Below are 18342 nucleotides of genomic sequence, written 5' to 3'. Positions count from 1 at the left end.
ATGCGCACTTTGGCAGAGGATATACAAGTGGCAGTTGATTACCATGGACATGTCTGTTCAGGAATCGTACTGGGCGTAAGGATGGCCCACCTGGCCCTTGACAGGCTGAAAATTGACAACCCGTTGGAATATAGGGACTTAATTGTTTATGTCGAGGTTGACCGCTGTGTCAGTGATGCTGTTTACGCGGTAACAGGCTGTACTCTGGGAAGGAGGCGCATGAAATGGGTTGACTACGGCAAGATGGCGGCCACTTTTTATGATTTGGCCACAAAACAGGGCGTAAGGGTGGTTGTTACCGGCAGTAATTTTCCGCCGCCCGGAGAAGATCCTTTGTTGTTTTGGAGGGACATACCGGATCCGGATGTTTTTACTGTGCAGGATGTATCTATGGATATACCGAAGGAGGATTTGCCCGGTAAGCCCCTCCTGAAGATCGAGTGCGAGAACTGTGGTGAGCGTATTATGGACGGAAGAGAAAAAAAGGTTAAGGGCAGGGTGCTGTGTCGCGCTTGTGCCGGGGAGGCCTATTATAAGCGGATATAAAGTGTCAGATTGGAGAATTTGCAATGTGGGAAATCTATGACGAGTTAATTGCGGCAGTGCCGGAAGATCTGGTGGCAAATGAATGTATGATCGGCCTGTATTGGACCTTGGTCCGCTCCGGAGGGGTGGGAGTGTCGCTGACCATGCGCAAGGAGCCCGGTCGCCTGAACCTGGGTAGAATTACCGGTGTTTCCCTCCGTGAGCTGGCGTCAAATATAAAATCCTGGAACAACTTGAGGGCGATGGTTGGCTTAGCGGCAATCAATGCGGCGTTCAATACGCCCGAGCAACTCGCCAAGCTGCTTGGTCATCCTTTGACCTTTCAAGAACATGCTAACGCTTTTTCCCACTACATAGAGCAGGTGCGGGGCAAAAAAGTGGCCGTGGTCGGACACTTCCCCGGCTTGGAAGAGCTGGCCAAGGTGTCTCAGTTTTCTATTTTGGAACGCAACCCAAACCCCGGTGACTTTCCGGATCCAGCCTGTGAATATCTGTTGGGTGAACAGGACTTTGTCTTTATTACCGCCACATCTCTTATCAACAAGACCCTGCCCCGCCTGCTGGAGTTAAGCCGCGGGGCCGTGACCGTGTTGGTGGGTCCCAGTACGCCATTGTCGCCGATCTTCTTCAAGTACGGTGTTGAAACGCTAGCCGGGTTGGTTGTAGTTGAGCCTTCCGGGTTTTGGCGCACCGTACAGGAAGGCGGTAGGATGGAGATATTTAATAACGGCGGTCAAATGGTCAGGATCAGTAGAAACGACGTGCTGTAGCAGTCCGCTTGCGAGTTAAATAACGGGCAATCATAATCATAAGTAATGTCATATTCTTCCGGGAAGCATGAAATTCCAGTACATATAAGGCAATACATACCGGTCAAGTAAAAACATGCTGTATCTCTCTTTTGCCTGGTTAAAAGGAAAGGTCTCCAGCGGCTTTTTATCATAGTCATATTCCAGGAGCACAACTTTGCCGTAGCCGGTTGTAATGGGGCAGGAAGTATAGCCGTTGTAGCTTGCGCCGGGCTGCCCGGAAGAGAGTAAACGGATTAAGTTTTCGGCAACCACCTTGGCTTGTCGCCGGGCCGCCGCCCCCGTCTTTGGGGTGGGCAAATCCGCAGCGTCACCCAGGGCAAAAATGTTTTTGTAGCGTTGATGCTGCAGCGTGTACGGGTTAACGTCAACCAACCCGTTTTTTTGTGTCAGCCGGCTTTTTTTCAAGAATACCGGGGCCTGAAAGCAGGGTGTTACATGTAACAAGTCATATTTGATTGTTTCTTTACTTCCCGTAACCAGGGATTTGAAAACTGCCTCTTTTTTGTCAGGACGAACTTCCTCCAAGTCATGCTTAAAGAAAATCTTGATATTTTTTCTTTCTATGACTTTTTTGAGAGTACTTTCATACTTTTTTATTTCACAGAGCTTATCCTTGGCAGTAAAAAAAATGACGTTGGTATCCTTGCGTACACCGGTTTTGTGGAAATATTCCTCCGCCAGGTACATTATTTTTTGCGGAGCCGAGGGGCATTTTAGCGGGGTGGCGGGCAGAGTAAAAACAGCGGCGCCGCCCGGAAAAATTTTTATTGATTGCCAGGTTTGATCCAGCTGTTCATAGGAATATATGCTTACAACGCCATCTTTGCCGATAGAACCCTCCAACCCCTTAACCCCGGCCCAATCGACTGTTATACCCGGGGCAAGCGCCAGGTAATCATAAAAGATTCTCTTGCCCTGGCTGGTAATTACATAATTTTCATCGGGATTACACAATTCTGCCGCTTCCTGCAGGAAAAGAACCCCGTTGGGGATCAGTGATTTTTCGCTCCTGGCCGACTTTTCTTTTGCCATAATTCCGGAACCGGCAAACAGCCATGCCGGTTGGTAATAGTGTTTGTCGGCGGAGTCGAGCAGGACAATACTGACCGCGGGCAGCTTTTTGATTAATTTTGAGGCTACTATGAGGCCGGCTGTACCGCCGCCTATAATTAGAATTTGGCAGTGTTGATGTTGCAGCATATAACACCCTCGTTTAGACAAATTTTTAATACAGTGACAATAAGTGTTATTGCTTCTAATAATATAATAATCCTGCCGCACGTATAAAAAAATTTAAATACTCAATTCGACAATTATTGCACATAGTGATGAAGCTTATGAAGTAATAAGGCAGGCTTGAAGCCTGCCCCTTGGTTCTATCTTTGTAATTACGAAATAGCTCTTGTATCTCCAATAATGTGGGTGCGAATTCATTTGCACAAGACCACAGGGAATGCAACTAATCCTTGTAATTAATAATCATAGTTCATATGATACCGGTCAAATGGTTTTTTGCATTAAATGAACGCTGAAGTCCCGGTTAAATTTTCTACCTATGTTATACAGTGTGCCGGAATGCTGGAAACCATTCCGGTGATGAAAGTTTAAACTGTTTTCATTCAGTGAGGATATGCATGCCAGGATCGAATCAATACCAATCTTTTGGGCCTCTACAGATAAGTATTCCAGCATTGAACGGCCGATCCCTTTCCCGGTATGTTCGGGTTTAATGAAATAAGTTATTTCCGCAACCCTTTTAAAGACCGGTATTGGATGATAGGGACGCAGCAAGGCAAAACCAATAACCTCTCCATTTTCAGCTTCAACAACAATTGCTGGATAACCGGCGGTAGCATTGAGGAGCATGTCAAAGTAATTATAACTTAGTTTTTGTTCAGGAAAAGCTGCAAAACTGTTTTCGATGTAGTAATTAAAAATATCGATTACAGGTTTTCTATGCTCATCATTAAGTGGAGCAAAAGAATATGACATTTATAATCCCCCAATCCGTTATTTTTCCTATAACCCTATTAAAACACAGGCCGCCTCAAACCCCAGCTGAAAGGCCTGCTCATTCATTTCCAAAGCTCTTTCAGGCACTACGGCGTTAATGACGGAGGTAAAGGTCGCCGGTGACAGCGGCAGGTAGCCGGAACCGGCCAGGGCGCCGACCATCACAATATTCTGGACCACGGGATCTCCGGCTAAAGCTGCCAGCTCACTGCTCTCAATGAGTAAAACCTCCGCGGACATATCTTTTAAGGTCTTAATCAACTCATCAGGGTCAGGATAAGCATGCCCGCCGGTCAGGACACCCACCGGGTAAACCGGGCGCGGGTTTAAAATGATCTTTGTACCCGGGTGGCCCAGCGTGGCCGCGGACCGGGCCGCTTCCACCGGCTCAAAACCCACGATGATATCAGCGTGGCCGGCCGGTATTACCGCGCCGTATTGGAATTCCTGCGAGAGACGGATGTGGCTGGATACCGCTCCGCCGCGCTGTGACAGCCCGTAAGATTCACCCACTGTAACTTTGAAGCCTTCAGCCGCGGCGGCCTTGGCCAGAATTTCCGAAACCAGGATGTTCCCCTGACCGCCTACCCCTGTGATCACAATATTTAACGGGTCTTTCACCTAATCCACCTCCTCGACGGCAATTGCTCCGGCAGGGCAGAGTTTAGCGCACACGCCGCACCCCGCGCACACCGCTTCATCTATTTTGGCCTTGCCGGCCGCGGTGTCCCAGATGTTCCCCGGGCAGCCCCAGACGCTAGTGCAGAAGCGGCCGCAGCCGCAGGACTCGCCCCGGCACCGCTCCGGGTCCACGGTAACACGCCGTTTTTTCCGTTCCCTGCGGTACGCCACCAGGGCACAAAGCTGCCGTAAAATCAGCACCTTTACACCGGGCAGGCGGTTCATGGCAAAAATCTTCCCGGCCGTTTCTTCTATATTAAAAGGATCGCTTACGTCCACCGCGATGCCGAGACCGCGTACCACTTCCTCAATGGACAGGGCTTCCGCGGCATCGCCGGCGGCGTTGAAGCCCGTGCCCGGGTGGGGCTGGTGTCCGGTCATGGCGGTCGCTCCGTTGTCCAGAACGATGCAAAGGAATTCGGAGCCGTTGTAGCGGGCGTTGATCAGGCCGGGGATGACGGCGTGGTAGAAGGTGGAGTCACCTACCACCGCGATCGCGGGCCTGTTGAAACCGAACTTCTTCAGCTTGCCCAAACCGCAGGCGATACCGGGTCCTGCGCCCATGCAGTGGAGGGTGTCGAACAGCTCAAACCCGGTGGTGAAAGCGCCCAGACTGTAGCAGCCGATATCTCCGTTGATAATGCCGTCCCGTCCGTCCACAGCCACCGCGGTCTTGATTGCCCAGAAGGACGCCCGGTGCGGGCAGCCGGGACACATGGCGAAGTCCCTGGGCGGGAGCTTTTCTACCAGTTGGTCCAGCAGTTTAGCCGGGTAGCCTTGTTTGGTATACCGGACCCCTGTTATTTTGGCCAGCGCTTCAATGAGAATGTCCGTATTCATCTCGCCGCAGGCAGGGCCGCGCACACCGGCCACCTCACCGGACAGCTTGCCGTGAAAGGTGATGTTCCCCAGGCCGGCTGCTTTTCCGGCATACAAAAGCAGGACGCTTTCTTCCAGCACCGGGCGTACTTCTTCGGCAAAGATGACCTGCCCGGCGCCACGCAAATGGGACAGGATGAAGTTTTCAGGCAAGGGGTAGGTGGTACCCACCCTGACCAATTTCACTTCCCCGGTTAAGCCCAGCAGTTTGAGCGCTTCCCGCGCGTAAAGATAACTGGACCCGCAGCAAAATAGCACAGTCTTCGCTTCTTGCGGCCCTTCAAAAAAGTTGAAGGGGCTTGTTTCGTATATATCGGCGGCTAACTGCAGCCTGTCCCTGGCCTTCATATGAAATATGGAGAAGGTCTGAAATCGCTGCCCCGTTGGAATTTCTGCTGTTTTTTTAGTTCCTTCGATTTCTTTTAGTTCCACGAGGCCGCGGGAATGGGACACCCTGGTAACCGAGCGCAAGATAACCGGCCCGCCAGTCTCCTCGGAAAGATCAAAAGCCCAACCGGCCATAAGCCTGGCCTCATCCGGGGTGGAGGGCTCAAGCACGGGTACCTGGGCGGCCCTGGCGAGGTTGCGGGAGTCGTATTCTTTGAGGCTGGAGTGCGCAGCGGGATCGTCGGCCACTACCAGGACCAGTCCGCCCTTGCAGCCGGCGAGGTTCATGCTGGTGAGAAAATCCAGGGCCACGTTCAGGCCGTCCGACTTCATGGTGCAGACTGCCCTTAAGCCCGTAAAAGAAGCTGCCGCCGCCCCTTCCAAGGCTACGATTTCGTTGGTCGACCACTCCGCGTAAAGGTCAAAGGCGGCCATCGCCTTGCCCAGTGTTTCCGTGATCTCTGAGGAAGGAGAGCCGGGGTAAGAAGAAGCATAGCGTACCCCCGCTTCCAGGCACCCCCGGGCGATGGCGTCGTTGCCGTTGATGAGGAGCTTATCACCCGGATTTCCGTAAACAACGTCTTTCCAGCTCATTCTTCCTCGCCTCCCTTGATAAAGCTCTCTTTTTCCCAGGCTGGGATGCCGATATAGGTTGAGTCAGGGCGTTTTAGCACTCTTTTCTTCTTTTGAAAAACCGCCCGGCGGAGTACCGGCAGGCGATCATGCGGGTAAGGCTGCAGCTCGATGATGCCGGCTTTGTTTGCGCCTGCCACCAGCTGCCGCCCCTTGTCGGTACGTACTACCAAAGTGTTCCAGCCGGGGTATTGCTCAGTGGAACCTACCGATACGTCGGCCAGTTCAGACAGAGGATCATAGCAGGCCAGGCAGGTGTCCTTGATCAAGGGACGGATTTCTTCCAGCGGCAGGGTAATTTGGCTGCCGTCCTCCTGTCGGAAATTAACACCGTCCTTGGGTATGTCCATACGGCTGCAGTTAGACAGTCCTTTTTCTTGCAGAAAAGAATAAAGCTCTGCAGACAGGGACCAGAAGCAAAACAGTCCAATAACCAGAGCGATATTCTGCCCGCTTATTTCCTTTACCTGCTGCATTTTGCGGCTGGCGGTGACCTGGCAGGGCCGCCCGACTATCCCGACGCGCTGGAAACCGTTTTTGACAGCTTCCTGAAAAAGGCTTAAGGTAGGTACGGCGGTATATTTTGATCCTGCCGTATCAAAAATATCCTGCGAGGTTGAACAAAGAAAAGGCCGCGCGCCGGAGGGGCCACCGCCTGCCATCAGGGCGCTGTCGATCAGTCCCTGCTGCATAGCGAAAAGGGAGAGGGCTGTTACAACACCGCCATACTGGCCTTGAGCCCGGATTTTTTCGCTTTCAGCCCTGGCAAAGTAAAGGGAGGTGTGGGTACCCAAAACCGGGTCAAAGTCCTCAGCGCCAAAAACGCTTTGCCTTAAACCCTCATAATCTGTAAAACCGCGCGGGCACAACCGGTAGCAAACCCCGTCGCAGATCCTGCAGTCATGGATTACGGCCACCTGTTCTCCGAAAGTCTTGATGTACGGGCAGTAGCCAACGCACGCGCCGCAAACGGTGCAAAGCCTCCGCTCAAGCACTTCCTTTTGCAGCCTGGCCGCACTGTTGTATTCCACTTTAGTAGAAGTCTCCATTTTTAACCCCCGGACAGAAAAAAGAGTTTTGTCAATATATGACGTGATATGTAAATAATTTTCTGTAAATCCGGGTAAAGTCCTTTAATCAAAAAATAAAGAAAAATCTGAAACGTCGTGCCGGGTTCAGGAATATTACGTGGATATTCAGGAGGTTTTCAGGATATTTTCAACTTATTAATCTAAGATAATTACAAGAGCTCAAACAATGCTTTGTAATTTAATAATAGAAGGGGTGTCTGGTTTTGGGTAAAAGAGTTTTGATAATTAACGATAAATCATTAAAACGAAGATTGATCAGGTATGCCTTATCCAAACACGGCTACGAGATCGTTGGGGAAATCCGCAAAGGTTATGAAGCTGTTTCGCTATATAATGAGTGCCGGCCTGATTTGGTCGCCATAGATATCAGCATGCATCAATATTACCAGGGGGCAATGGTAATTTTCCTGATTGATTCCAAAGCCAGAAATATTATTTTGGAAGACACTAAAAATCAGGATTTAAATATCAAAGTTTTAGAACCTGGGGAAATGGACTATGAAGTTAAACCGCCTGATGATAATCAATTTCTTGAGGCAATATAAACACCACCTTATTAATAAAGATAAAACAAATCTTTAATAATGATTTAACACCGGTTAATTAAAATGTGACTCATAGGGGGTGCTCGTATTGCGAATTGCCGTGATCTCTGACATCCATGGGAATATAGCAGCGTTGCAGGCAGTTTTGAAACATATAAGCAGAAAAGAGGTGGAAATGATCTACTGCGCCGGGGACCTGGTCGGCTATGCGCCTTTCCCGAACGAAGTGATCGACTTGCTTAAAGAAAACAAAATACCGGTGGTGATGGGAAACTATGACGATGCTATAGGAAACCGGCGCTTTATCTGCGGCTGTGATTATAAGGATGAGCAGGCCCGGGCTCTTGGTGAAGAATCCATCGTCTGGACCAGGGAAAATGTGACGGAAGAAAACGAGGAATATCTCCGCAATCTACCGGCTGAGATTTGTTTCCGGGCGGGGGAGTTTGAAGTAATGATAGTACACGGCAGCCCGCTGCAGTTAAATGAGTACCTTGACGAAGGAACCAAACCTGATTACCTGATGGAACTGTTGAATATATTTCACCGTGACGTGCTTATCTGCGGGCACACCCACGTCCCGTATCACAAGGTTCTCAACCCCGGTAAACACGTGATCAACGCGGGAAGCGTAGGGAAGCCGAAACACGGCGATCCCCATGCTTCTTACGTTATCATTGAATTTGGAAATAATGTGGAAGTGTGCATCCAAAAAGTGGCTTACGATGTGGAAAGCATGGCGATGGCTGTGGAGATATCCGGTTTGCCAAAAGAATTTGCTGAGATGCTTCGCTCTGGGGCGGTTTGATTTTGCGAAAAACAAGAAATTAAGCATAGGCGGCGCTTAACCTTGACAAACATGCCTCAATAAAATAATATGTGCATATACATATATTTTTTTGGAGTGTTAACAATGTCTCGTTCGCATCTATCTGGTATGCGGCGCTGCGCTTGCGGCAATTTAAGAAGGACGACGAGGGCGATCACCCAGTTTTATGATCAACTTCTTCAGCCATGTGGTTTACGCAGCACCCAAATTTCGTTGCTCCTCAATATTTCATTGCATGGCAATATTTCGGTCGGCGAGCTTGGATCTATATTGCTCATGGACCAAACCACGGTGACGCGAAATATCGAAATATTGAGGAAGCTGGGATACGTTAATGTTACAAAAGAAGATAATGACGCGAGGAAAAAGTCCATCTCAATAACAGAGAGCGGCGCAAGAAAGCTTGTAGAGGCTGAGCCATTGTGGGAACAAGCCCAATCGCGAATTGAGCAGGGATTGGGTTCCGAACGATACCGTGATTTCTTAAAAATGCTAAAAGATGTTGCACAATTATTGCAATAACTTTTTTAACTAAATATATGTATATGCATATGCATATAGAATAGAGCTGCTTTGTAAGCGGCTCGTACGCTGACGAGTTTGAGTTCTTGCCCCGTTGGGCTGCGTTCAGATATAGTATACCAATAAGAAGAACCGGAGTGACAACGTTGCTTTTACAAACCATAAAAGAGAAGCTTGACGATTATGTCTTGAACAGTCCCCAGAATATCGTCAATGAGCTTGAAACGATGCGCATATATGATCAGCCTTTGGTTGGCGTGGCCGGCGTTGAGGATGCGCTTTGGAAAAAGCTCAAGGATACGGATGTGGTTGGGCCCCAGCACTTGTCTCCACAAGAATGGCTGGTTGGAGCCAAATCGGTTGTCTCTTACTTTCTGCCGTACACGCAACGTATTCGCCGGTCGAATTGCTCCGAGGGTTTCCCTTCTACCGAGTGGCTTTACGGGCGATACGAAGGTGAAATGTTTAACAATGCTCTATGCAGTTTTGTTGTGGATTTGATTAAAAAAGCGGGCGGCCGCGCAATAGCTCCGTCGATTGATAAACGCTTGACGGTGGTCAATCGGCGGAGTAACTGGTCAGAACGGCACGTCGCCTTCATTGCCGGCCTCGGTACGTTCAGTCTGAACCGTTCGATGATTACGAGCTTGGGATCTGCCGGACGCTTTGGCAGTGTGATCGTAGACTTTGAATTGGAACCAACACAGCGTTTGTACAAAGAGTTTGATGAATATTGTACCAAATGCGGCGTTTGTATTGACCGCTGTCCGCCTCAGGCCATAAGTGAAAAAGGTAAGGATAATGGAATCTGTTCGCATTTTCTTGATGAAGTGCGTGAGCGGTATAAACCCAGATATGGATGCGGCAAATGTCAGACCTCAGTGCCTTGTGAAGATAAGAATCCGAAGGAGAAAGTCTATGAAAGTATGATGGCAGTCAAATAAACGAAGTACATATTGTCAAAAGCAATGATTTATGGGGGTAAGGAGGGGAAAAATGAGTAAAGTATTTGACCGTACAGAAATAAACGGCATGGTATTGGAGAATCGTTTCGTTCGCTCAGCGACGTGGGAAGGGATGGCTGACAACGACGGAGCCGTTACCCCGCAGCTGATGGCCACAATGGTTGATCTCGCCAAAGGTGGCATTGGATTAATTATCACCGGTCACGCCTATGTCTGCCCGGAGGGCAAGGCAGGTCCCCGGCAGCTTGGTATTTATAAAGATGAACTTATCCCCGGGCTTAAGGAAATGACAGCAGCCATCCATCGCTGTGGCGGAAAGGTCGTAGCGCAGCTTTCCCATGCCGGAAGATTTGCGCCTGAAAAATTGACCGGTCAGGCGCCGCTGGTCGTTTCGGCAGAGGAGGAAGCAGGCAAAACGCTGTACCACGAAATAACAGGGCAGGATATACAGGAGATAGTTACTGCTTTTGCTGATGCAGCACGGAGGGCTAAAGCCGCTGGTTTTGACGGGGTCCAAATTCACGCCGCGCACGGATATCTGCTCAGCCAGTTCCTCTCCCCGGTATTTAACCGGCGTCAGGATACATACGGAGGAGAAATCCATAATCGCTCCCGGATTCATATTGAGGTGTTCCAGGCTGTCAGGGAGGCGGTAGGGAAAGACTATCCGGTATTAATCAAACTAAACTGTCGGGATTTCGTAGAGAACGGGCTGAGTCTGGACAACTCCCTTAAGGTCGGACGCGCGCTTTCTGATGCAGGTCTTGACGCAATTGAATTGAGTGGCGGCCTGCTCACAGGAGGCCAACTGTCTCCGATCCGGCCCGGGATTAAACCTGAGGAAGAAGTCTATTACAGGGATGAGGCCCGTTATTTCAAAAATGCTATTAGTATTCCCCTGATCCTGGTCGGCGGTATCAGGTCTTTTCAAACAGCGGAGCGTTTGGTTGAAGATGTGGCAGCAGATTATATTTCCCTGTGCCGCCCATTAATCAGGGAACCTAATTTAATTAACCGCTGGAAATCCGGGGATCGCTGCAAATCGGAATGCAGGTCTGATAACAGGTGCTTTGTTAAAGGACTGAAGGGAAACGGGATATACTGTGAAATGAGAAACAAGTAAAAGATATGTTATAGCATGTAATAGAATTGTCTGCCGGATAAAGTCACTTTAGAGTGGCTTTTTTGTTTGCAATGCAGGATTTATGTTGGTGGCTGCAAGGTGTTTTTATCAGCGCCAAAAAATGAGTAATAATCAGAAATGATTAATACAATTATAAACAAATATTTAAATTTATTTGCTTTCAGATGTAGAATATGATTGGAAAAACCAATTAATATGATTGGTGTGAATTGAGAATTGAAAAATACTATAATTGACTTTCATGTTCACCTCTCAGAATACGAGTCTTTTGGTGAAGATGCCTTTAATTTCTTTGCAAGTGCCTTCCCTTCCAGAGAAGAATATGTTAATTTTTGCAAAATACATAGCGACCCCCATGCTTTTCTGCAGTTGATGGATCAAAATGGAGTAGATTATTCCGTTATATTAGCAGAAATATCGCCTTTGTCAACCGGTATTTGCACAAACGAAATGGTAGAAGCTTTTTGCAAGGTGAGTCCGAGATTAATACCTTTTTGCACATTAAATCCTTATCTGCACCCGAATATGGGTCAAATGTTAGAGGATTTATGTTTAAATCATGGCTTTAAAGGGCTCAAGCTTCTTCCCCCATACAATTATTTTTATCCCAATGACAATTTTATTTACCCATTGTATGCTGTTGCCGAAAGACTTGGCATACCTGTGCTTTTCCATACGGGATCTTCAATTTTTTCAGGCGTCCGTATAAAGTATGCGAATCCCATTTTTTTTGATGATGTGGCTGTAGACTTTCCTAACCTGAAAATCATTATGGCACACGGTGGGCGGGGCCTGTGGTATAATGAAGCATTAACCGTGGCTCGCCTTCATAAGAATGTTTATATCGAAGTTTCAGGTTTGCCACCTAAAAAGCTTATAGGATTCTTTCCTGATATCGAAAGGTTTGCCCATAAGTTTATTTTTGGTACTGACTGGCCCAGTGTAGATGTAAAAAAGAACATCGAAATAATCAGGAACTTAAATATTTCACAAGAGGCAATTCGAAAAATACTCGGAGAAAACGCTAAACAGCTCTTGGGATTGGTTTGATAGGACAGTCTTATTTTGCACGGTTTTAGTAGCAATGGTAGCAAGTCAAGGAACCCCCTTAACTCATTGCCTTTTTTTATTTTGATAACCAGGTTTTTAGCATGACATTGGAAAAGCGCCGGGATCCGGCGCTTTTGCTGTGAAAGCATATATTCATGGAGTGGTGGGCTGTTGTGTCGCCGAAAGGCTTCGGGTTACCGGGTGGGAGCTTGTGCCCGTCCAGGTCCCCCTGGACCATTCATTCCGCCCATGCCTCCCATACCGCCGCTGACCGCAGAACCGTCATCAGCGATGCGGGTGACCGTGCCGGAGATGGTAATGCGGGTCAATTCGGCGCTCCCGGAACAGTGGCCGCCGGTATACAGCCCGTCGGTGAGTGTGCCGCTGCAAGTGCCGCCGGAGATCAGGGTGTAGGTTTTTCCCTGCTCCAACTCCGGAGTGCTGATCACGATAGACTGATATGCTTTGGCGGGCGCAAAGGCCAGGATAGTTTTTCCGCTTTCATCTGTCAGGGCGGCGAGAGTTCCGGCTTCCTGCGTCTTGGTATAATAGACAGTTATGGAATTCTGTGAAGAGGGCTCTCCGGGGGCCTGCGCCATGCCGGAACTGCCGGCTATGGCCAAAGTACCGCCTGTGACCTCACAGTCGCCGTCGTAGTCCATGGGCCCATTGCCGTTGTTGGTGGGTCCGCTTACCAGCACGGTACCGCCGTTGAAATAAAGAGATCCGTTGGCGTCGATGCCGTCACCGCCTGCGTCGATAGATATATAACCCCCGGTGATGCGGATGAAATAAGATCCACCGGTACGGAAGCTGTTTTCTCCAGGCCTGCCGCCCAGGGAGGAGCCGTCGGTGCCGCCGGCGGCGTTCAGCCCGTCGTCTTTAGCAGTCAAGCGAACCGTCCCGCCATTGATGGTGATGGCCGCGCTCTCTAGACCTTCATAGCTTTGGGAGATGCGGATATTGCCGCCGTCGACCGCCAACGCGGAGTCGGCATGGATCCCGTCGTCCCCGGAGGATATCACAAGTTCGCCCGCCTTGATCACGATCTCACCGTTGGAGTGGATCGCATCATCAGAGGAGTCGATGGCAATTATGCCGCCGCTGATGAGGATGCCGGCGCCTGCCTTGAGGCCTTTGGCGGAACCCGTGTCCTCTTCGGCGGTAGTATCAGCAGCGGCAGTTTCGCGCTTACCCCACTCGGGACGGGGATTGCCATTGCCGTTGGCGCCGGAGCTTGCATTGACGCTGTCGCCACCGGTGGTCAGGGTGACCTTCCCGTCTGTGACCTGCAGCAGAGTGTCTGCCTGGATGCCGTCACTACCCGCGGTGATGTTGAAAACCCCGCCGTCCAGAGATATCCAGCCTTTATCCGCATCTTCGTCATTATTCGCCTGGAACCCGTCACTGCCGGCCTCGACGGTAAAGGCGCCGCCGTTGACGGCAATGGAATCCCTGCCCCGCAGTCCGTCGCCGGCTGCGGTAACGTTGATACTGCCGCCGGTAATAACCAGGTCATCCTTCGTGGCGATCCCGTGCTTGAATTGACCGTTGACGGTCAGGGACCCCGAGCCGTTGATAGTCAGGTCGTCCTGGCTGAAAATGGCCGCGTCCGGCTCGTCTTCCCCCTCGGCCAGGGTGTAGGCGGTTCCGTCCTGCACCGTGTTGCTGGAGCCTTCAGCCAGGGTCAAGATGGTCTTTTTCGCCTGTTTGGCGTAAATGGCTGCGTTGTCTGAGCAGCTAATGGATGTGCCGTTCAGTACCAGCCGTACCAAATCGTCCTTTTTGGCATCCACGACGATCTGTCCATCAGTCAGGGCACCGCTGAGCACGTATGTACCGGCAGCAGTGATGGTGAGCTTGCTTCCTTCAGAGGCAGCGCCGGAGCCTTCTACTTCAATAGAACTCCCTTGCAGGGTGATGTTGGTGGCAGTGGCAGGATCCCAGGCGCTGTCCAGGTCCTCGCTGCTGTATTCCACCGCGATGGCGGCGATTTCCGTTGAAGTACCGGCTGTGCTGGCGGTATTGGTTGCCGCGCCGGTGCTGGAACTGCAGCCGGTTAATCCTGCCAGGGCCACCAGGGCTGCCACCAGCAGGGCTGTGAATTTCGGGGGGGTGTAGGGCATGATGCAATTCTCCTCTCGTCCTTTTATAATTCATCGCTTCTGGTTGTTACCCGACCGATAGCGATGTTCAGGTTTCCGTTGCGGCAGCGGAGCTCGTCCAGGAAGCTTTTTTCAATCTCGGTACCTTTCAGGGCAATATGGTAGCGCAGCTCGTACAGGCTGCCCATATTGGTGGTCTTCACCCGGACCAGCTCTGCTTTTTGCGTGTACTTGCTGAAGAGGTCATCAAAGAGCCCCGCATAGTCCAGGTTTTCCGGGATAGTAATTCTCAGTTCCTTTGCGGTTGTTTTCTGCTCTCCAAAGCTGACGGTGTTTAAAAGCATCGTCATGAGGCCGACGATGAGCAGGAACAGGGCCGCGATTACCAGGTATCCCATGCCGGTGGCGAGGCCGACGGCCATCGCGAAAAAGATGCTGCCGATCTCCCTGGAACTGCCGGGAATGGAGCGGAAACGGACCAGGCTGAAAGCGCCCATCACGGCCACGCCGACTCCCAGGTTGCCGTTTACAATCATGATGACCAGCTGGACCATGGCCGGCATCAGGGCCAGGGTCACCACAAAATTCTTAGTATAATTATTCCGGTACATATAGATACCGGCAACGCCGAGTCCCAACACCAGGGAAGCCAGGGTGCAGAGCAGCAGGTTCCCCATGGAAATGGAAGCGGACGATGTAAGAGCCAAAAGACTGTCAAGCACAGAAGATTCCTCCCTTGGGGCACACCTGGTGGAGCAGGTGATACTTATAAATGTTGCCGTATTTGGAAAATGAGGTCGGGTAGATCTCCAGCTCGGTCAGGAGCCGGCTCAGCCACAGGGGCATGGCTCCGGGGATTTTGATCTCCATCAGGACATTACCCGGCTTCAGCAGGGGTTTCCCCCAATTGCCCTTTGACAGATCCAGGAGAGACTCCCGAAACAGTATGTTCTGGTCGAAGGTGATGCGTAAGCTGGCATCCTCATTGCCGAAGAGGGCCAGTCGGTCATAGGCGATATATATCTTTGGAACAGGCTGGTATCGCTTCAGAAACCAGTCGATTTCGCAAAGGATCTGGCTGGACCTACGGGGCTTTTCATGGCGCAGCAGATACCGCCGGGCTTCCTCCAGTGCGAGAGGTATCCGCCGCTTATAGACGACGCCCTCGAATTTCTTTTTAAGCTCCAGGAACACGGTGTCACCGGGCTTGGGAACACCGTAGCTGCGCAATCGAAGCTTTTCCTTGTAAATAGGCTTTTCAATGGAGTGGCGGATCAGTTCATAGCTTTTGGTGTCAAAATACAGATTGCAGATGGTATGCAGGCCGTGCCGGTCCTGTGTCATATATCCCTGCAGCTGCGGCATCAGAGCCTGATGCTGCTGTGCGCTCAATAGGTATTTTTTTTCAATCCGCTTGAATACATCCTGGTACTGTGCCATATTGGACATCTCCTTCCGTTTGGGCTTTCTGATGCCCTGATCATACAGCCCTGCACTGAAATTACTCTGAAATCCCGGCTTCAGACTAATTTCAGACTTTCTTGATAAAGTAAGATATAAGTTACGGTTTGTTTGGCACGGTATTCGATTTCAAACGGTTCCCGGCTGTGGTATGATACGTTAGGATGAACACATCATGGAAAGGAAGGACTCTCGTGCGTATTCTGGTTGTGGAAGATGAGATCCGTCTGGCGGAAGCGTTGGGCCAGATCATGGCTGAACAGAAGTATACCGTAGACATCGTGCACGACGGCGCGGCCGGGCTGGACTATGCCATGAGCGGCCTGTATGATGTGATCGTGCTGGATGTCATGTTGCCGAAAAAAAGCGGTTTTGAGGTAGTCCGAACGCTTCGGGCAAATAAAAACACCACCCCTGTGCTGCTTCTCACGGCCAAGGACGATATCACGGACAAGGTCACCGGACTGGACTGCGGGGCGGACGATTACATGACCAAGCCCTTTTCGGGCGAGGAGCTTCTGGCGCGTATCCGGGCCCTTTCCAGGAGGCAGGGGGATGTGGTGCTGGAAGAGCTGTCCTTTGCCGATCTGACACTCAATCTGTCCACTTACACCCTGAGCCGCGGTTCCAAGTCGGTGCGCCTGGGCTTTAAGGAGTACCAGGTGCTGAAGCTCTTGATGTCCAATCCGAAGCTGGTGTTTCCCAAGGAAGACATTATCATCAAGGTGTGGGGCATGGAGTCCGGCGCAGAGGACAATAATGTGGAGGCCTATATTTCTTTTCTTCGTAAAAAGTTCTTTTTTCTGGGCTCCAAGGTCAATATCAGTACGGTCCGCAAGGTGGGTTACAGATTGGAGGCAGAGGCGCCATGATCCGGAAGCTGCGGAGGAAATTCATATTCATCAACATGACATTGATCAGTCTGGTGCTGATCATTGTTTTTGCATCCATCTGTTTTTTCAGCTATCAGCGGACGAAGGCAGAAAGCTACGACGTCATGCAGCGTGTCATCAACAGCGATATCGGCATGCCCCCGCCCCCGGTAGAAATCGGCAACAGGCACCCGAAGAAAGCGATGCCGATGCTGCCGGTTTTCAGCGCGCTGTTGGATGATCAGGGTAAGATCATTTCTGCCGCCCGGGAAAATGTGGCCGTATCCGATGAGATGATCGCTGAAGTATCAGAACGGGTCCTGGCTTCAGGGCGCCAGGAGGGAATTCTGTATGATCAGCGGCTTCGATTTCTCCTGAAACACACTCCGGAAGGCGTCCGGATTACTTTTGCCGATATGACACGGGAACTGGAAGCCATGACCAACCTGATGATCACGTTGCTGCTGGTTGGAGCGGGGGGACTGGCTGCGTTCTTCCTGATCAGCCTGTTCCTGTCCGGCTGGGCTCTGAACCCGGTGGAAAAGGCATGGGAACAGCAGCGGCGATTTGTGGCCGACGCGTCCCATGAGCTGAAAACGCCCCTGACAGTGATCCTGGCAAATACCGGAATTCTGTTGGCTCACCGGCAGGACACCATTGACCGGCAGTCCAAATGGGTGGAGTACACGCAGGCGGAAGCCAACCGGATGAAAAAGCTGGTGGACGACCTTCTCTTCCTGGCCAAATCCGATGCCGCCGAGGCGCCGGCGCTGCAAACCAGCATGAATTTCAGCGATGTAGTCTGGAGCTGCTTCCTTCACTTCGAGTCGGTTGCCTATGAACAGGGAATCATCATCAAAAGCGAAATAGCCCCTGACATCACCCTGACCGGGGATGAGGGGCAACTTAACCAACTGGCGGTAATCCTGCTGGACAATGCCTGCAAGTATGCCGGGAAAAGTGGGACAGTCACACTGACCCTAAAACGCCTACAGGAATCTGTCCTTCTTACGGTCTCAAATACCGGCGCCCCCATCCCGGTAGAGCATCTGAACCACATTTTTGAGCGGTTCTATCGCTCTGACAGCTCCAGGTCCCGTGAACAGGGGGGCTATGGACTGGGCCTGGCCATAGCCAAGGCTATTGTGGAGAACCACCGGGGGAGGATCTCGGTGGAGAGCAGTGAAAAAGCGGGGACCACTTTCTCGGTCAACTTCCCTCTCAAGTAGGGGTTGCATTTGAAGCTTTCAGGCTCAATATATATGACGAATTGAATAAATTATTGAAACGGAAAAAGAAAAATATGATCAAGAGATTTGAAGATTCACATGTTAAAGAAGTTATGAGTATTTGGTTGAATACCAATATTACTGCTCATAGTTTCATACCCAAAAAATATTGGGTGGATAATTATAATATTGTTAAAGATGAATATTTGCCTGTTGCTACAAGCTTTATTTATGAAGAAAACAATACTATAAAAGGATTCATAAGTATTATCGACAATTCCTTTATTGGTGCATTATTCGTTTCAGAAGAATACCAGGGGCAGGGAATTGGTAACAAGCTTATTGACTATAGCAAGGAGCTGTATTCACATTTAGAGTTAGGGGTATATGTGGAAAACTATCGAGCAATAAACTTTTATAAAAAATGTAATTTTAAGATAAAAACAGAACAGCCTAATGAAGACTCTGGGTTTATGGAATATATAATGGAATGGAGAAGATGACAAACATCATATAACTCTCTACCAAAGCATTTTAATGAGATAATCTGCATCTCCATGCCGGAGAAATTAGTAAAA

Annotated in this window: 19 protein-coding genes; 11 read left to right on the top strand and 8 right to left on the bottom strand. The window is 50.1% G+C overall.

Annotated elements, in window-relative coordinates; all coding sequences use genetic code 11:
* Both Psfp_RS08935 and Psfp_RS08930 read left to right on the top strand, forming a co-directional pair.
* Positions 1-546: an FmdE family protein gene (locus Psfp_RS08935; RefSeq protein ID WP_134218195.1), complete on the top strand. Its 546-nt coding sequence runs from the start codon at positions 1-3 to the stop codon at positions 544-546.
* A 23-nt stretch (positions 547-569) separates the two neighbouring features.
* Complete coding sequence (locus Psfp_RS08930; RefSeq protein WP_134218194.1) at positions 570-1316, top strand: DUF364 domain-containing protein; 747 nt, start codon at positions 570-572, stop codon at positions 1314-1316.
* Between the two features lie 48 nt (positions 1317-1364).
* Here the strand turns inward: Psfp_RS08930 and Psfp_RS08925 are convergent, their stop codons facing one another.
* The 5 genes from Psfp_RS08925 to Psfp_RS08905 all read right to left on the bottom strand — a co-directional run bounded on the left by Psfp_RS08925 (position 1365) and on the right by Psfp_RS08905 (position 7000).
* Positions 1365-2558 carry an FAD/NAD(P)-binding oxidoreductase gene (locus Psfp_RS08925; protein ID WP_134218193.1) on the bottom strand — a complete coding sequence of 398 codons (1194 nt, stop codon included), beginning with the start codon at positions 2556-2558 and terminating at the stop codon, positions 1365-1367.
* Positions 2559-2858: 300 nt separating this feature from the next.
* Positions 2859-3350, bottom strand: coding sequence for a GNAT family N-acetyltransferase (locus Psfp_RS08920; protein ID WP_134218192.1), 492 nt, complete (start codon positions 3348-3350; stop codon positions 2859-2861).
* A gap of 27 nt (positions 3351-3377) precedes the next feature.
* Positions 3378-3992 carry an indolepyruvate oxidoreductase subunit beta gene (locus Psfp_RS08915; protein ID WP_134218191.1) on the bottom strand — a complete coding sequence of 205 codons (615 nt, stop codon included), beginning with the start codon at positions 3990-3992 and terminating at the stop codon, positions 3378-3380.
* Complete coding sequence (locus tag Psfp_RS08910; RefSeq protein WP_134218190.1) at positions 3993-5912, bottom strand: thiamine pyrophosphate-dependent enzyme; 1920 nt, start codon at positions 5910-5912, stop codon at positions 3993-3995.
* Positions 5909-7000, bottom strand: coding sequence for a Coenzyme F420 hydrogenase/dehydrogenase, beta subunit C-terminal domain (locus tag Psfp_RS08905; RefSeq protein ID WP_134218189.1), 1092 nt, complete (start codon positions 6998-7000; stop codon positions 5909-5911). Before Psfp_RS08905 ends, Psfp_RS08910 begins: the two co-directional genes overlap by 4 nt.
* Positions 7001-7245: 245 nt before the next feature.
* Here Psfp_RS08905 and Psfp_RS08900 point away from each other — a divergent pair, with 245 nt between their 5' ends.
* From Psfp_RS08900 to Psfp_RS08875, 6 genes are all read left to right on the top strand, one after another.
* Positions 7246-7587 (top strand): response regulator, encoded by a 342-nt coding sequence (locus tag Psfp_RS08900; RefSeq protein WP_192895343.1) that lies wholly within the window; start codon positions 7246-7248, stop codon positions 7585-7587.
* An 88-nt stretch (positions 7588-7675) separates the two neighbouring features.
* Complete coding sequence (locus tag Psfp_RS08895; RefSeq protein ID WP_134218187.1) at positions 7676-8395, top strand: metallophosphoesterase family protein; 720 nt, start codon at positions 7676-7678, stop codon at positions 8393-8395.
* A 105-nt stretch (positions 8396-8500) separates the two neighbouring features.
* The gene (locus Psfp_RS08890) at positions 8501-8938 is read left to right on the top strand and encodes a MarR family winged helix-turn-helix transcriptional regulator (RefSeq protein ID WP_134218186.1); all 438 of its coding nucleotides are present in this window, start codon (positions 8501-8503) and stop codon (positions 8936-8938) included.
* An 86-nt stretch (positions 8939-9024) separates the two neighbouring features.
* Positions 9025-9882, top strand: a complete 858-nt coding sequence (locus Psfp_RS08885; protein WP_243120553.1) for a 4Fe-4S binding protein — start codon at positions 9025-9027, stop codon at positions 9880-9882.
* 52 nt (positions 9883-9934) lie between these two features.
* Positions 9935-11026 (top strand): NADH:flavin oxidoreductase, encoded by a 1092-nt coding sequence (locus Psfp_RS08880; RefSeq protein ID WP_134218185.1) that lies wholly within the window; start codon positions 9935-9937, stop codon positions 11024-11026.
* Positions 11027-11263: 237 nt separating this feature from the next.
* Entirely contained in the window at positions 11264-12097 is an 834-nt protein-coding gene (locus Psfp_RS08875) for an amidohydrolase family protein (RefSeq protein WP_134218184.1), read from the top strand.
* A gap of 194 nt (positions 12098-12291) precedes the next feature.
* On the opposite strand, the gene Psfp_RS08870 is transcribed toward Psfp_RS08875, so the two are convergent.
* From Psfp_RS08870 to Psfp_RS08860, 3 genes are read right to left on the bottom strand one after another with little or no spacing between them, the layout of a single operon-like run.
* A complete protein-coding gene (locus tag Psfp_RS08870) occupies positions 12292-14223 on the bottom strand; it encodes a carbohydrate-binding domain-containing protein (RefSeq protein ID WP_134218183.1) in 1932 nt (643 codons plus the stop codon).
* A gap of 23 nt (positions 14224-14246) precedes the next feature.
* The gene (locus tag Psfp_RS08865) at positions 14247-14924 is read right to left on the bottom strand and encodes a DUF4956 domain-containing protein (RefSeq protein WP_134218182.1); all 678 of its coding nucleotides are present in this window, start codon (positions 14922-14924) and stop codon (positions 14247-14249) included.
* Entirely contained in the window at positions 14917-15642 is a 726-nt protein-coding gene (locus Psfp_RS08860; RefSeq protein ID WP_134218181.1) for a polyphosphate polymerase domain-containing protein, read from the bottom strand. The genes Psfp_RS08865 and Psfp_RS08860 overlap by 8 nt, the downstream gene beginning before the upstream one ends.
* A gap of 215 nt (positions 15643-15857) precedes the next feature.
* Between Psfp_RS08860 and Psfp_RS08855 the strand changes: the two genes are divergently transcribed.
* From Psfp_RS08855 to Psfp_RS08845, 3 genes are all read left to right on the top strand, one after another.
* The gene (locus Psfp_RS08855; RefSeq protein ID WP_134218180.1) at positions 15858-16535 is read left to right on the top strand and encodes a response regulator transcription factor; all 678 of its coding nucleotides are present in this window, start codon (positions 15858-15860) and stop codon (positions 16533-16535) included.
* Positions 16532-17764: a HAMP domain-containing sensor histidine kinase gene (locus Psfp_RS08850; protein WP_134218179.1), complete on the top strand. Its 1233-nt coding sequence runs from the start codon at positions 16532-16534 to the stop codon at positions 17762-17764. The genes Psfp_RS08855 and Psfp_RS08850 overlap by 4 nt, the downstream gene beginning before the upstream one ends.
* Before the next feature lie 74 nt (positions 17765-17838).
* Complete coding sequence (locus Psfp_RS08845) at positions 17839-18267, top strand: N-acetyltransferase (RefSeq protein WP_134218178.1); 429 nt, start codon at positions 17839-17841, stop codon at positions 18265-18267.
* Positions 18268-18342: the final 75 nt, after the last annotated feature.

Origin of the sequence: Pelotomaculum sp. FP (assembly GCF_004369245.1) — a bacterium.
Lineage (GTDB): Bacteria > Bacillota > Desulfotomaculia > Desulfotomaculales > Pelotomaculaceae > Pelotomaculum_C > Pelotomaculum_C schinkii.
Note: the sequence above shows the minus strand (reverse complement) of the source record. Positions and strands in the feature narration are given on the sequence as shown.

What these genes read in the sequence shown, in the direction of transcription:
- Psfp_RS08935 (WP_134218195.1), top strand. Translation starts at nt 1, where the DNA reads ATGCGCACTTTGGCAGAGGATATACAAGTGGCAGTTGATTACCATGGA.
- Psfp_RS08930 (WP_134218194.1), top strand. Translation starts at nt 570, where the DNA reads ATGTGGGAAATCTATGACGAGTTAATTGCGGCAGTGCCGGAAGATCTG.
- Psfp_RS08925 (WP_134218193.1), bottom strand. Translation starts at nt 2,558, where the DNA reads ATGCTGCAACATCAACACTGCCAAATTCTAATTATAGGCGGCGGTACA.
- Psfp_RS08920 (WP_134218192.1), bottom strand. Translation starts at nt 3,350, where the DNA reads ATGTCATATTCTTTTGCTCCACTTAATGATGAGCATAGAAAACCTGTA.
- Psfp_RS08910 (WP_134218190.1), bottom strand. Translation starts at nt 5,912, where the DNA reads ATGAGCTGGAAAGACGTTGTTTACGGAAATCCGGGTGATAAGCTCCTC.
- Psfp_RS08905 (WP_134218189.1), bottom strand. Translation starts at nt 7,000, where the DNA reads ATGGAGACTTCTACTAAAGTGGAATACAACAGTGCGGCCAGGCTGCAA.
- Psfp_RS08890 (WP_134218186.1), top strand. Translation starts at nt 8,501, where the DNA reads ATGTCTCGTTCGCATCTATCTGGTATGCGGCGCTGCGCTTGCGGCAAT.
- Psfp_RS08880 (WP_134218185.1), top strand. Translation starts at nt 9,935, where the DNA reads ATGAGTAAAGTATTTGACCGTACAGAAATAAACGGCATGGTATTGGAG.
- Psfp_RS08870 (WP_134218183.1), bottom strand. Translation starts at nt 14,223, where the DNA reads ATGCCCTACACCCCCCCGAAATTCACAGCCCTGCTGGTGGCAGCCCTG.
- Psfp_RS08860 (WP_134218181.1), bottom strand. Translation starts at nt 15,642, where the DNA reads ATGGCACAGTACCAGGATGTATTCAAGCGGATTGAAAAAAAATACCTA.
- Psfp_RS08850 (WP_134218179.1), top strand. Translation starts at nt 16,532, where the DNA reads ATGATCCGGAAGCTGCGGAGGAAATTCATATTCATCAACATGACATTG.
- Psfp_RS08845 (WP_134218178.1), top strand. Translation starts at nt 17,839, where the DNA reads ATGATCAAGAGATTTGAAGATTCACATGTTAAAGAAGTTATGAGTATT.